The organism is Pseudoxanthomonas sp. LjRoot143 (assembly GCF_964252945.1).
In the GTDB taxonomy this organism is placed as follows: Bacteria; Pseudomonadota; Gammaproteobacteria; order Xanthomonadales; family Xanthomonadaceae; genus Pseudoxanthomonas_A.
The window spans coordinates 2,818,309-2,830,103 of record NZ_CAXUPM020000001.1 but is presented as its reverse complement, the minus strand read 5'-3'; the positions used below and the strand labels follow the sequence as shown (position 1 = coordinate 2,830,103).

The following is an 11,795-nucleotide window of genomic DNA, read 5'->3' as shown; positions in this document are numbered from 1 at the left end:
CGCCGGGTGCCTGCGGTCACAGGCCGGCTTCGCGACCGGGATGCTCGGTGCGGAAGGCCTCGATGGCGCCCCGGTCCTGCAGGGTGACGAAGACCGTGCGGCCGTCCTGGCCGCCGAAGGCGACGTTGGTGGGCTTCTGTCCCTTCAGCTTCACTTCGCGCAGCAGCCTGCCATCGGGGGATATCACCGCGACCACGCCGGCGCCGTAGCGGGCGATGTACAGATTGCCCTTGATGTCGGTACGCATCCCGTCCATGCCGTGATCGTCGAAGGCGATCAGCAGGCGCTTGTTGCCGACGCTGCCGTCTGCGCGGATGTCGTAGACCCACACGTTGCGCTGCACGCTTTCGTTGACGTACAGGCGCTTCCCGTCCGGGCTGACTTCCACACCATTGGTCGTGCCCATGCCGCTTTCCAGCAGATGCGGCGTGCCGCTGCGGTCGATCCGCCACAGCTGGCCGGTGTTGTCGGCCCATTGGGGGTCGCTGGCGTAAAGCGTCCCGTCCGGGGAGATGGCGATGTCGTTCGGCTGGTTCGCCTGCGGCATCGAGGCATGCACCTCCACCCGCTGCGTGCCGTGCGGGATACGCAGGATGTGGTGGCCGCTGTAGTCGGCGATGTACATGGTGCCGTCGACGTCGAAGCGGATGCCGTTACCGGTGCTGCCTTCCGGCAAGGTGACGAACAGCGCCGCCTTGCCGTTGCCCTGTGCATCGAACGTCACCCGGCCGATGGTGCCGTCGCGACCGAAGCTGACCGCGTACAGCGCGCCGTCGGGGCCGACCGCAGGCCCCTCGATGCCGGCGCTGAAGACGCCATCGCCGATGACGTCGTGCACGAAGTACAACGCGTCCGTCGCCGTGTCCGCAGGCTCCGTCGCGGCGTGCGAACACCCTGCGAGTGCGAGTGCGAGCGCGAACGCGAACGCGAACGCGAGGAGGGCCGACAAGCTGGTGCGGTGCGACGTCATCCGTTTCCCCTCGGGTGGCGTGGGTGTCGATCGCCGGGGATCAACCCGGCGTGGCGAATACCGTGATCTCTTCGCGGTCGTGGTAGAGCTGGCGCGCGCTGACCCGCAACGGCCGTTCTGCCTGGTCCGCGAACAGGTCCAGGCACAGCTTCGTCTCGTCCCAGCGCTTCTTCATCGGCAGCTTGAGGTTGAACACCGCATGCCGGCACCAGCCTTCGCGGAACCACTGCGCCATCCGCTCGGCCACGCGGCGCGGCTGCTCGACCATGTCGCAGACCATCCAGTCCAGCGACTGCGTCGGCTTCCAGTGGAAACCGTCCGCACGCAGATGTTCGACCAGTCCAGTCGCCAGCACGTGTTCGCGCAGTGGCCCGTTGTCCACGCTGGTCACGCGCAGGTGATGGCGGGTCAGCACCCAGGTCCAGCCGCCGGGCGCAGCGCCAAGGTCGGCGGCGGTCATGCCGGGCTTCAGCAGCGTCTCGCGCTGGTGGTCGTCGAGCAGCGAGAGAAAGGCTTCCTCCAGCTTCAGCGCCGAGCGCGACGGCGCGTCCGGCAGCAGCTTCAGGCGCGGGATGCCGAGCGGCCAGGGCGCGCTGTCACGGCCGTCGGCCACGCACAGGAACAGGTGGTCGCCCTGCACGAAGACGACATGCAGGCGCGGCAGACGCGCATCGTCCTTCTCGGTCAGAAAGCCCGCCTTGCGCAGCGCGGGACGCAGCGCATTGCCGAAACTTCGCGCCAGGCCGGCCAGTGGCTTGGCGCTGTCGGAATCCGGATGCTCGACCCACAGGTCGCCGTAGCGCCCGGCACCGGACAGTGCGGCGAGGATCGGCGTGATGCGGTCCTTCGGATCGATGCCGCGCAGTTCGGCGAGCAGGCGCAGCTTCTGCCGGGCGAAGATCAGGTCGCGCCACGGCAGCGCACGGTCCAGTGCCTCGGCCTGGTCGCAGGCAAAGACGACGTGACCGTCGTTGCGTTGCGCGCGGGCATAGCCGGCGAATCCGGCCAGCGCGGCGCGCTCGCTCAGTTCGGCGGCAAGTTCGGGTTCGAATCCCTGGCGGCAATAAGCCAGCAGGCCGGTCGTCGATGACATGGCGATGGGCATGGCGGGTGGCTGCGGCTCCTGCCGCACCGACAGGGTACAGGAGAAGCCGGGGGCGATGGCTTCTCCTGCGCAGGATCAGTACTTGTCGCCGCCCTGCTCGCCGTAGCGCTTCAGAACCGCACGTGCATCTTCGCGGCGCACGTCGCGCACGACCTCGATGCCGCGCCGGTTGAGTTCGCCGATCCAGTCGGCCGGCAACGGGCCTTCGTCGAACTCGGTCAGTTGCATCACGTCCTCGGCGCGCGCACCGATCAACAGGCGATCGATACCGGCCCAGATGGTGGCGCCGTAGCACTGGCAGCAGGGCTGCGATGAAGTAGCCAGCACCACCGGCGCCAGCACGTCGTTGAGGCGCGGCGTCTGCAGGCGTTGCTGCGCCAGCATGTAGGCCATGGTCTCGGCATGCGCCAGCGAGCAGGTATGCGGCATCACGCGGTTCACGCCGAGGGAGATCACGCGGTGGTCGGGGCCGAATACGACGGCACCGAACGGCCCGCCGCTGTTGGCGTCCACGTTGCGGCGCGACAGGTCGATCGCCAGCGCGACCTTGTCTTCGTCGCTCGCGTACGTCGCGGCGGGATCGACCAGATCGTGGGTCCAGGCGGGCAGGGTCAGGTGGATCTGTTGATAGAGCATTACTGGGCTGGCAACTTGGCGACGGAGGAATCGGATTCGCAGCGGCCGCTGACGCATTGGCAGGCCGTCACGTCGGCGAAGCCGCAGATGCCCATGCGGCCGCTGGCGGCGCATTGCGCCTGCACGCCCTGCGGATCGGTGGGGCTGTTCTTGTTGACGCAGGCCGGCATGGCGCCGCAACAGTTGCCGACGTTCTTCACCGCGCAGTCGGCGCTGGTCTTGCAGGCGTAGTCGACGGTGACCGCACCGGCCTCGCGCGGCGGCTGGTTTCCTCCGGTCGGCTTGGGCGAGGGCGTCGAGGCCGGGGGCGGATCGCCTGCAGTGCCATCGGAGGAGGCGGGCGCTGCGCAACCTGCCAGCGCGACTACAAGAAGGCAGGACAACAGGGCGAACGACAGACGCAGCACGGTGCGGGACATGGCGGACTCCTTCCTTCGGTGGTGGTGCGCCAGCCTGCCGGCCACCGCCTCAACAGGCGGTGAAAGCCGCCGGTGTCAGGCCTTGGTGGCCCAGGTGTCGCGCAGGGTCACGCTACGGTTGAACACCGGACGCTCCGGCGTGTGGTCGTAGCGGTCGGCGACGAAATAGCCGGTACGTTCGAACTGGAACGACTGTTCCGGCGTGGCGCTCGCTGCGGCAGGCTCCACGTAGCCGGTGACCGTGCGGCGCGATTCCGGGTTCATGTAGTCGCGGTAGGTCTTGCCTTCGGATTCGTCGTCCGGGTTCGCCACGGTGAACAGGCGGTCGTACAGGCGGATTTCCGCCGCCACCGCGTGTCGCGCGCTGACCCAGTGGATGGTGCCCTTGATCTTGCGTTCGGCGCCGGCCATGCCGGGACGCGATTCGGGATCCAGCCAGCCGCGCAGCTCGACGATCTCGCCGGCGTCGTTCTTGATCACCTCATCGCAGCGCACGATGCCGGCGCCGCGCAGGCGCACTTCGCCGCCCGTGGTCAGGCGCTTGAAGCCCTTCGGCGGGACCTCCTCGAAATCCTCTCGCTCGATCCACAGCTCGCGCGAGAACGGCACGCTGCGCTGGCCGAAGGCTTCGTCCTTCGGATGGTTGGAGAACGTCAGCGACTCCTCGTGGCCTTCCGGCAGGTTGACCAGCACCAGCTTCACCGGGTCGACCACGCCCATCCGGCGTGGCGCGGCGGCATCCAGGTCCTCGCGCAGCGCACCTTCCAGGATCGAGATGTCGAGCAGCGAGTTCTGCTTGCTGATGCCCACGCGGTCCACCATCAGGCGCAGCGCGGCCGGCGTGTAGCCGCGGCGGCGGATGCCCTGCAGCGTCGGCATGCGCGGGTCGTCCCAGCCATCGACCAGCTTGTCGTTGACCATGGCCAGCAGCTTGCGCTTGCTCATCACCAGGTAGTTGAAGTTCAGTCGCGAGAATTCGATCTGGCGCGGCTTGCTGGCTTCCTTCGGCAGGCCCTTGGCCAGCAGCGGTGCGATCAACTCGGGCGAACCGGCAAGGTCCACCCTGTCGACGCACCAGTCGTACAGCGGACGATGGTCCTCGAATTCCAGCGTGCACAGCGAATGGGTGATGCCTTCCACCGCATCGCTCAGCGAGTGCGCGTAGTCGTACATCGGGTAGATCGGCCACTCGTTGCCGGTGTTCTGGTGCTCGACGTGCTTGATGCGGTACAGCGCCGGATCGCGCAGGTTGATGTTGCCGCTGGCCATGTCGATCTTGGCGCGCAGCGTGCGCGCGCCGTCCGGGAACTCGCCCGCGCGCATGCGGCGGAACAGGTCCAGGTTCTCCTCGACGCTGCGGTCGCGGTACGGCGAATTGCGGCCCGGTTCGGTCAGCGTGCCGCGGTACTCGCGCACTTCCTCCGCGCTCAGGTCGCAGACGAAGGCATCGCCCTGGCGGATCAGCTTCTCGCCGGCCAGGTACAGCACCTCGAAATAGTCCGACGCGTGGCGCAGGTCGTGCCAGTCGAAGCCCAGCCAGCGCACGTCATCCTGGATGGCGCGCACGTACTCCGGGTCTTCCTTGGCCGGATTGGTGTCGTCCAGGCGCAGGTTGCAGACGCCGCCGAACTCGCCGGCGATGCCGAAGTCCAGGCAGATCGCCTTGGCGTGGCCGATGTGCAGGTAGCCGTTCGGTTCGGGCGGGAAGCGGGTCTTCACCGACGTGTGGCGGCCGGCGGCCAGGTCCTCGCGCACGATCTGGCGGATGAAGTCCTTCTTTTCGGGAAGGGCGTCGGGGGCGGGGGCGGCGTCGGACATCGGAGGCGTTGGGACGTGGAAAACGGCAAGTTTAGCCGGTCCCGGGGGCCGGCTGGTCTATCCTGAACAGCCTAGGCGCGCGTGGAACCCGGCATGAGCCTCCCGGTCCTGGTCATCGGCAACAAGAACTACTCGTCCTGGTCGCTGCGTCCCTGGCTGCTGCTGCGCCATTTCGGCGTCGCCTTCGAGGAGGTCCGGCTGCTGCTGGACGCGCCCGACTTCACCGCGCAGGCACGGCGGCATTCCCCCACCGGCAAGGTGCCGGCACTGCACGATGGCGGGGTCCATGTGTGGGATTCGCTGGCAATCTGCGAGTACGCCAACGAGCGCTGGCTCGATGGCCGTGGCTGGCCTGCAGACCTGGCAGTCCGCGCCCTGGCTCGTGCCGCCGCCGCGGAAATGCATTCGGGCTTCGTCGCGCTGCGCACGCAGCTGCCGATGAACAGTCGGCGCACGCCGGACGCCTACACCTGGGACGAGGCCGCCCAGTGCGATATCGACCGCGTACAGGCACTCTGGCGTCAGCTGCGCGCTGCGCATGGGGCGGGCGGGGACTTCCTGTTCGGCGGGTTCGGCATCGTCGACGCCATGTATGCACCCGTGGCTATTCGCTTCGATGGCTACGGCGTCGACGTCGATGACACGGCACGCGCCTATATGCAGGCCCTGTTCGCGCTGCCTGCGATGCGGGAATGGCGCTCCGCGGCAGTGGCGGAAACTGAATCGGTGGCGGACACGGACAGGCTGCGCAAGCCGCTTTAGGCGGGCAGCGGTGTAGTCTGGCCATGGAGGACGAATCCATGCGCGTGATCTACCTGGCCGACAACCTGTTCGACGCCCATCTGGTGAAGCACGCGCTGGAAGAGGTGGAGATCCCGGCCTTCGTGTTCGGCGAGTCGCTGCTGGGCGGCATGGGCGAACTGCCGCTGTTCGGCGTGCTGCGGGTCTGCGTCCCGGACACAGCGTTCCCCGAAGCGCAGGGCATCGTGCAGGCGCTGGGACTGGAATCGCGCGACGACGACCCCATCTTGGAAGGCGACGACGAAGGCATGGGCATCCTGCCCGCCTGATCCGTCGTTCCATCACCACGAGGTTCGCCATGCTGGGTATCGGAGCCTACAAGCAGCGCATGCCGCGCGCGGAAGACATGCTGTCGGGACGCAGCGCACCGCTGCCGCTGCATAACGTGCATTTCGTCAACGGACACCCGCTGCGCGACGCGTTCAACGGGCTGGAGCAGGTCGAGTTCGGCCTGGGCTGCTTCTGGGGTGCCGAGCGCAAGTTCTGGAATGTGCCCGGCGTGTACAGCACGTCGGTCGGCTATGCCGGCGGCGGCACGCCGAACGCGACTTACGAGGAAGTCTGCTCCGGCCAGACCGGACACAACGAAGTCGTGCGTGTCGTCTACGACCCGGCGCAGGTGTCGTTCGAGCGGCTGCTGCAGGTGTTCTGGGAAAGCCACGATCCGACCCAGGGCATGCGACAGGGCAACGACGTCGGGACGCAGTACCGGTCCGGTATCCATGCCCATACGCCGGAACAGCAGGCGGCTGCGGACGCCAGCCTGCAGGCTTACCAGCAGCAGCTGCAGGCTGCCGGCTACGGTGCCATCACCACCGAAGTCGTGTATCCGGCGCCGCCGTTCTACTACGCCGAGGATTACCACCAGCAGTACCTGGCGAAGAATCCGAACGGCTATTGCGGGCTCGGTGGCACCGGCGTGAGCTGCCCGATCGGCCTCGACGCGTGAGGAGGCTGGTTGTGGGAGCGACGTGAGTCGCGAGGCTGTTTGAACCGACCGTGGCAGTGTCGCGACTCACGTCGCTCCCACGGCGTGCTTCTTTCTACAAACGCGTGACGCCGCAGACGTAAACGACTTCGCAGGCGCCGCCGCCGGTATCGGTGCGGCGCGTCGAGCTGCGCCAGCGCCAGCCGTCGTCGGCTTTCGCTTCCACCAGCCAGCCCTCGATGCGGATGCGCTCATCCTTGCGCACGTCGGCCAGCGCCTGCGCGATGGCGTCGTTGCCGGGGATCATGTGCATGTTGGCGCTGCTGCGGGCGATCTCGTCCTGCGGCAGTGGCGGCCGGTCGCGCCAACGGTAGTGGTACCAGCGCGAGGACTGGCGGATATCGAGCGCAGCGATCACCGCGTCCTCTTCCATGCGTTGCCAGCCGAGCGCGAAGTCGACCGGCGACAGATCCGCCTCGCGCCCGCTGCGATAGTCCTCGCGCGACAGCACGCGCGCCTCGATGCTGAAGCCCGCCAGCGGCGTGAGCGTGGCCGCCTGCAAGGCGAATGGCGTCACGTCATCGGGGACGTCGGTTTGCAGGGGCGGCTCGCCCGCGGACACGCGAGGTGGCAGCGGGCAGGCGGTTGGCGTGGCGCCCGCCGTCGCGGGAGCACGCGGGCCGCGACGATGATCGGAGAACCACCAGCCGGCGATGCCGGCCAGCAGTGCGATCACCAGCAACGTACGCAGGCTCATCCGCGAAGTGCGGGCGAGGCGTCAGGCGGCCAGCTTCTCGCGGATGGTCGCGCGCAGTGCGGCCAGGTCCTTGGCGAAGATCTCGATGCCGGTGGCCAGCTTTTCCTTCGCCATCGGATCGGCCTCGATCGCGGCGGCGAAACTTTCCGCCGTCACCGGTGCGGCATCCACCGATTCCCTGGTGCCGGCGGTCAGCTTGCGCGGCAGGTCGCCATGGTCCTGGTCGAGCTTTTCCAGCAGGTCGGGCGAAATGGTCAGACGGTCGCAGCCGGCCAGCGCCTCGATCTGCGCGGTGGAGCGGAACGACGCGCCCATCACCACCGTCGGCGAGCCGCGGCGCTTGAATTCGGCATAGACGCCGCGCACGAACACCACGCCCGGGTCTTCGTCGATGGTCGCCGGCGCCTGGCCGTTGGCGACGTACCAGTCGAGGATGCGGCCCACGAACGGCGAGATCAGGAACGCGCCGGCTTCGGCGCAGGCGATGGCCTGGGTCGGGTTGAAGATCAGGGTGAGGTTGCAGTCGATGCCTTCGGCCTGCAGCTGGCGCGCGGCTTCCACGCCTTCCCAGGTGGAGGCGACCTTGATCAGGATGCGGTCGCGGCCTATCCCCTGGTCGGCGTACATCTGCACGAACTTGCGCGCCTTGGCCACGGTGGCGGCGGTGTCATAGGCCTGGTCGGCATCGACCTCGGTCGAGACGCGGCCGGGGATCAGGCCGGCGAGCTTCGCGCCGACGCCGATCGTCAGGCGGTCCACGACCTCATCCACCAGTGCTTCGCCACCGCCCTGCGCGCTTGCCCAGGCCAGTTGCTCTTCGATCAGGTCGGCGTACACCGGCAGGTCCAGCGCCTTCTTCACCAGCGTGGGATTGGTGGTGCAGTCCACCGGCTTGAGGCGCTTGATGGCGTCGTAGTCGCCGGTGTCGGCCACGACGACGGAGAGTTCGCGGAGCTGCTGCAGCTTGGAGGAGGACGTATCGGACATGGGATTCGGGGCAGGGGGGCAACGGGGCGACAAGTATGCCCTGTCCCGCGCGGGCGGACCCGGCACGGGACGATGGTTTTCGTGGATTGAGGCGATAGCGCGGACGCGGGTCAGCGATGCAGGGCGCCGCTGGCTTCGGGCTGGTAGCCGATCGCGGTGACGCGCAGCCGCAGTGGCCGGTTGCCGGACGCCTGCCAGTCGATCGTCTGGCCGATCGAGAGTCCGAGCAGCGCGCTGCCGACGGGGGCGAGCACGGAGACCAGGCCGGTCTCGACGTTCGCTTCGTGGGGGTACACCAGGGTCAGGCGATGGTGTTCGCCGGTGAGCTCGTCCTCGCATTCCACCCGCGAGTGCATCGTCACTACGTTGTCCGGCATGTCGGCCGGTGCGCGCACGTCGGCGCGGTTCAGTTCGTCCATCAGCGCGAGCGCGGCCGGATGCCGGCGCAGCACGGGTGTATCGAGCAGGGCCTCCAGGCGGGACAGGTCGCGGCTGGAGACCACAAGCGGCGGGAGCGAAGGCGGCAGGCCGCTGGTGCGGGTGTTGTTCATCGTGTGCTCTCTGGTTTTGGGGTCGCGCAAAAGGAAACGGGCGACGCGTTGCCGCGCCGCCCATCGGTTTCATTTTTTGCGCGCCTACCGTAGCCCGGAAGCGCGATGGCTTCAAGCTGCGTGCGTGCTGGAGCGTTCCGTCGTCGCGGATACATGGGGCAGGGGGGCGTCCGGCTCGAACAGGCCGGGCGGAAGCTCGCGGAACACCTGCGCCAGTTGCTGCAGGAAGTCGGCCATCGCCGAGCTCTTGCGCCACACCATCGCGATCTGGCGGCTCGGATGCGAGTCGCTGAAGCCGAGCAGATGGATGTTCTCGGAGCGTGCGACCGGCGGCTTCACCGCCAGCGTCGGCAGCAGCGTGATGCCGACATCGGCGGCGACCATCTGCCGCAGCGTCTCCAGGCTGGTCGCGCGGAACTCGGACTTCTCGTTGGCGCCGGACAGGCGGCACACGTCCAGCGCCTGCTCGCGCAGGCAATGGCCATCTTCAAGCAGCAGCAACTGCTGTTGCGACAGCTCGGCCAGGCTCAGCGAGTCGCGCCGCGCCAGCGGATGCGATTCCGGCACCGCCAGCACGAACGGTTCTTCGAACAGGAACTCGGTGTGCAGTTGATCGTCCGTCACCGGCAGCGCCAGCAGGCCCGCATCGAGCCGGCCCTCGCGCAGGCGCGACAGCAGCACATCGCTCTTCTCTTCGACCAGCAGCAGTTCCAGCTGCGGAAAGCGTGCGCGGATGCGCGGCACGACATGCGGCAGCAGGTACGGGCCGAGGGTGGGAAAGATGCCCAGCCGTACCGTGCCGGCTTCGGGGTCCTGGCTGCGGCGTGCGGCTTCCTTCATCTGTTCGACTTCGGCGACGATGCGGCGCGCGCGGTCGGCGGCGTCTCGTCCGGCGGGCGTCAGCATGACCTTGCGCGGCGCGCGCTCCACCAGCGGCACGCCCAGTTCGTCTTCCAGCTTCTTGATCTGGGTCGACAGCGTGGGCTGGCTGACGTAGCACGCCGCCGCGGCGCGGCCGAAATGCTTGTGGTCGGCCAGGGCCACCAGGTACTTGAGATCGCGCAGGTTCATCGGACTCCTCCCTCAGGGAACCGCCTTGCGTGCGACTGGCGCGGACCGGCGTACGGCCCGCACCCCTGCATCATGCCGCGACCGCGTCCGGGGTTTCCACCGGTGCCGACGTGCGGATCAAGTGGTCGAACGCGCTCAGCGCGGCCTTCGAGCCTTCGCCCATGGCGATGACGATCTGCTTGTACGGCACCGTCGTCGCGTCGCCGGCGGCGAACACGCCCGGCACACTGGTCTGACCGCGATCATCGACGATGATCTCGCCGCGCGGACTCAGGTCCACCACGCCCTTCAGCCATTCGGTGTTCGGCAGCAGACCGATCTGCACGAAGACGCCCTCCAGTTCCACGCGGTGCGTGTCGCCGCCCGCGCGGTCCTTGTAGACCAGGCCGTTGACCTTGGTGCCGTCGCCGAGCACTTCGGTGGTCTGCGCGCTGGTGACGATGCGCACGTTCGGCAGGCTGCGCAGCTTGCGCTGCAGCACGTCGTCGGCGCGCAGCTGGCTGTCGAACTCGATCAGCGTCACGTGCGCCACGATGCCGGCCAGGTCGATCGCGGCCTCGACGCCGGAGTTGCCGCCGCCGATCACCGCCACACGCTTGCCCTTGAACAGCGGACCATCGCAGTGCGGGCAGTAGGCGACGCCCTTGTTGCGGTACTCGTTCTCGCCGGGCACGTTCATCTGCCGCCAGCGCGCACCGGTGGAGAGGACGACGGTCTTCGATTTCAGCGACGCGCCATTGGCGAGCTGCACTTCGACCAGCCCGTCCTTGCCCGCGGGTAGCAGCTTTTCCGCACGCTGCAGGTCCATCACGTCGACCTGGTAGTCCTTGACGTGCTGTTCCAGCGCGGCAGCCAGCTTGGGACCTTCGGTGTACGGCACGGAGATGAAATTCTCGATGGCCATCGTGTCCAGCACCTGGCCGCCGAAGCGCTCGGCGGCGATGCCGGTGCGGATGCCCTTGCGGGCAGCGTAGATCGCCGCGGATGCGCCGGCGGGACCGCCGCCGACGACGAGCACGTCGAACGCGTCCTTGGCCGCGATCTTCGCCGCCGCACGTGCCGCCGAGTTGGTATCGAGCTTGGCGAGGATCTCGGGCACGCCCATGCGACCCGCACCGAACACGGCGCCGTTGAGGAAGATGAAGGGCACCGACAGCACTTCGCGCGCCTCGACTTCCTGCTGGAACAGGGCTCCGTCGATGGCGACATGCTGGATGCGGGGGTTGAGCACGCTCATCAGGTTCAGCGCCTGCACGACATCCGGGCAGCTCTGGCAGGTCAGCGAGAAATAGGTCTCGAAGCGGTAGTCGCCGTCCAGGCCACGGATCTGTTCGATCACGTCCTGTGCGAGTTTCGACGGGTGGCCACCGACCTGCAGCAACGCCAGCACCAGCGAGGTGAACTCGTGACCCATCGGCAGGCCGGCGAAGGTCAGGTGGATGTCGTGGCCCGGCGACGTCAGCGCGAACGATGGCGTGCGCTCGCCACCGCGCTGTTCGGTGACGCTGATCTTGTCGGAGGCGTCCTGCAGGTCGCGCAGCAATGCCTGCAGCTCGGACGAAGCGGCGCTGTCGTCCAGCTGCGCAGTGATGTGGATGGGGCGCACGGCCTTTTCGAGGTAGGCCTTGAGCTGCGTCTTCAGATTGGCGTCCAGCATGGCGAACGTCTCCGTGGAGGAAATCGGGGGAAGGAAAGGTCGGGCGTTTGCAGGAGCGGCATGCGCCTGGGGGAGAGAGGCGCCGGTCAGGGAGG

The 11,795-nt window shown here is 67.9% G+C and carries 13 protein-coding genes; 3 read left to right on the top strand and 10 right to left on the bottom strand.

All coding sequences use genetic code 11. The features are described from left to right. Positions 1 to 16: 16 nt before the first annotated feature. From ACSQ1W_RS13780 to ACSQ1W_RS13760, 5 genes are all read right to left on the bottom strand, one after another. Complete coding sequence (locus ACSQ1W_RS13780) at positions 17 to 970, bottom strand: SMP-30/gluconolactonase/LRE family protein (RefSeq protein WP_436044233.1); 954 nt, start codon at positions 968 to 970, stop codon at positions 17 to 19. A 40-nt stretch (positions 971 to 1,010) separates the two neighbouring features. Next, the gene (gene rlmM, locus ACSQ1W_RS13775) at positions 1,011 to 2,063 is read right to left on the bottom strand and encodes a 23S rRNA (cytidine(2498)-2'-O)-methyltransferase RlmM (protein WP_436044232.1); all 1,053 of its coding nucleotides are present in this window, start codon (positions 2,061 to 2,063) and stop codon (positions 1,011 to 1,013) included. A gap of 87 nt (positions 2,064 to 2,150) precedes the next feature. After that, positions 2,151 to 2,711, bottom strand: coding sequence for a nucleoside deaminase (locus ACSQ1W_RS13770; RefSeq protein ID WP_436044231.1), 561 nt, complete (start codon positions 2,709 to 2,711; stop codon positions 2,151 to 2,153). After that, positions 2,711 to 3,130, bottom strand: a complete 420-nt coding sequence (locus tag ACSQ1W_RS13765) for a hypothetical protein (RefSeq protein WP_436044230.1) — start codon at positions 3,128 to 3,130, stop codon at positions 2,711 to 2,713. Before ACSQ1W_RS13765 ends, ACSQ1W_RS13770 begins: the two co-directional genes overlap by 1 nt. 75 nt (positions 3,131 to 3,205) lie before the next feature. After that, positions 3,206 to 4,948 carry a glutamine--tRNA ligase/YqeY domain fusion protein gene (locus ACSQ1W_RS13760; protein WP_436044229.1) on the bottom strand — a complete coding sequence of 581 codons (1,743 nt, stop codon included), beginning with the start codon at positions 4,946 to 4,948 and terminating at the stop codon, positions 3,206 to 3,208. 93 nt (positions 4,949 to 5,041) lie between these two features. Here ACSQ1W_RS13760 and ACSQ1W_RS13755 point away from each other — a divergent pair, with 93 nt between their 5' ends. From ACSQ1W_RS13755 to msrA, 3 genes are read left to right on the top strand one after another with little or no spacing between them, the layout of a single operon-like run. Then, positions 5,042 to 5,710: a glutathione S-transferase family protein gene (locus tag ACSQ1W_RS13755; RefSeq protein ID WP_436044228.1), complete on the top strand. Its 669-nt coding sequence runs from the start codon at positions 5,042 to 5,044 to the stop codon at positions 5,708 to 5,710. A gap of 38 nt (positions 5,711 to 5,748) precedes the next feature. Continuing rightward, positions 5,749 to 6,018, top strand: a complete 270-nt coding sequence (locus ACSQ1W_RS13750) for a DUF2007 domain-containing protein (RefSeq protein ID WP_436044227.1) — start codon at positions 5,749 to 5,751, stop codon at positions 6,016 to 6,018. A 29-nt stretch (positions 6,019 to 6,047) separates the two neighbouring features. Then, positions 6,048 to 6,698 (top strand): peptide-methionine (S)-S-oxide reductase MsrA, encoded by a 651-nt coding sequence (msrA, locus tag ACSQ1W_RS13745; protein ID WP_436044226.1) that lies wholly within the window; start codon positions 6,048 to 6,050, stop codon positions 6,696 to 6,698. A 94-nt stretch (positions 6,699 to 6,792) separates the two neighbouring features. Here msrA and ACSQ1W_RS13740 read toward each other — a convergent pair whose 3' ends face one another. From ACSQ1W_RS13740 to ahpF, 5 genes are all read right to left on the bottom strand, one after another. Then, a complete protein-coding gene (locus tag ACSQ1W_RS13740) occupies positions 6,793 to 7,434 on the bottom strand; it encodes a hypothetical protein (protein WP_436044224.1) in 642 nt (213 codons plus the stop codon). 21 nt (positions 7,435 to 7,455) lie between these two features. Next, a complete protein-coding gene (locus tag ACSQ1W_RS13735) occupies positions 7,456 to 8,421 on the bottom strand; it encodes a transaldolase (RefSeq protein WP_436044223.1) in 966 nt (321 codons plus the stop codon). A gap of 110 nt (positions 8,422 to 8,531) precedes the next feature. Beyond that, positions 8,532 to 8,972 (bottom strand): nucleoside diphosphate kinase regulator, encoded by a 441-nt coding sequence (rnk, locus tag ACSQ1W_RS13730; RefSeq protein ID WP_436044221.1) that lies wholly within the window; start codon positions 8,970 to 8,972, stop codon positions 8,532 to 8,534. Between the two features lie 111 nt (positions 8,973 to 9,083). Continuing rightward, positions 9,084 to 10,043: a DNA-binding transcriptional regulator OxyR gene (oxyR, locus tag ACSQ1W_RS13725; RefSeq protein WP_436044219.1), complete on the bottom strand. Its 960-nt coding sequence runs from the start codon at positions 10,041 to 10,043 to the stop codon at positions 9,084 to 9,086. A 70-nt stretch (positions 10,044 to 10,113) separates the two neighbouring features. Beyond that, entirely contained in the window at positions 10,114 to 11,700 is a 1,587-nt protein-coding gene (gene ahpF / locus ACSQ1W_RS13720) for an alkyl hydroperoxide reductase subunit F (protein ID WP_436044217.1), read from the bottom strand. Positions 11,701 to 11,795 lie beyond the last annotated feature (95 nt).

Coding starts and splice junctions, on each gene's coding strand:
- rnk (WP_436044221.1), bottom strand. CDS start 8,972: ATGAACAACACCCGCACCAGCGGCCTGCCGCCTTCGCTCCCGCCGCTT.
- ACSQ1W_RS13735 (WP_436044223.1), bottom strand. CDS start 8,421: ATGTCCGATACGTCCTCCTCCAAGCTGCAGCAGCTCCGCGAACTCTCC.
- ACSQ1W_RS13755 (WP_436044228.1), top strand. CDS start 5,042: ATGAGCCTCCCGGTCCTGGTCATCGGCAACAAGAACTACTCGTCCTGG.
- msrA (WP_436044226.1), top strand. CDS start 6,048: ATGCTGGGTATCGGAGCCTACAAGCAGCGCATGCCGCGCGCGGAAGAC.
- ACSQ1W_RS13750 (WP_436044227.1), top strand. CDS start 5,749: ATGCGCGTGATCTACCTGGCCGACAACCTGTTCGACGCCCATCTGGTG.
- ahpF (WP_436044217.1), bottom strand. CDS start 11,700: ATGCTGGACGCCAATCTGAAGACGCAGCTCAAGGCCTACCTCGAAAAG.
- ACSQ1W_RS13770 (WP_436044231.1), bottom strand. CDS start 2,711: ATGCTCTATCAACAGATCCACCTGACCCTGCCCGCCTGGACCCACGAT.
- oxyR (WP_436044219.1), bottom strand. CDS start 10,043: ATGAACCTGCGCGATCTCAAGTACCTGGTGGCCCTGGCCGACCACAAG.
- ACSQ1W_RS13740 (WP_436044224.1), bottom strand. CDS start 7,434: ATGAGCCTGCGTACGTTGCTGGTGATCGCACTGCTGGCCGGCATCGCC.
- ACSQ1W_RS13780 (WP_436044233.1), bottom strand. CDS start 970: ATGACGTCGCACCGCACCAGCTTGTCGGCCCTCCTCGCGTTCGCGTTC.
- ACSQ1W_RS13760 (WP_436044229.1), bottom strand. CDS start 4,948: ATGTCCGACGCCGCCCCCGCCCCCGACGCCCTTCCCGAAAAGAAGGAC.
- rlmM (WP_436044232.1), bottom strand. CDS start 2,063: ATGTCATCGACGACCGGCCTGCTGGCTTATTGCCGCCAGGGATTCGAA.
- ACSQ1W_RS13765 (WP_436044230.1), bottom strand. CDS start 3,130: ATGTCCCGCACCGTGCTGCGTCTGTCGTTCGCCCTGTTGTCCTGCCTT.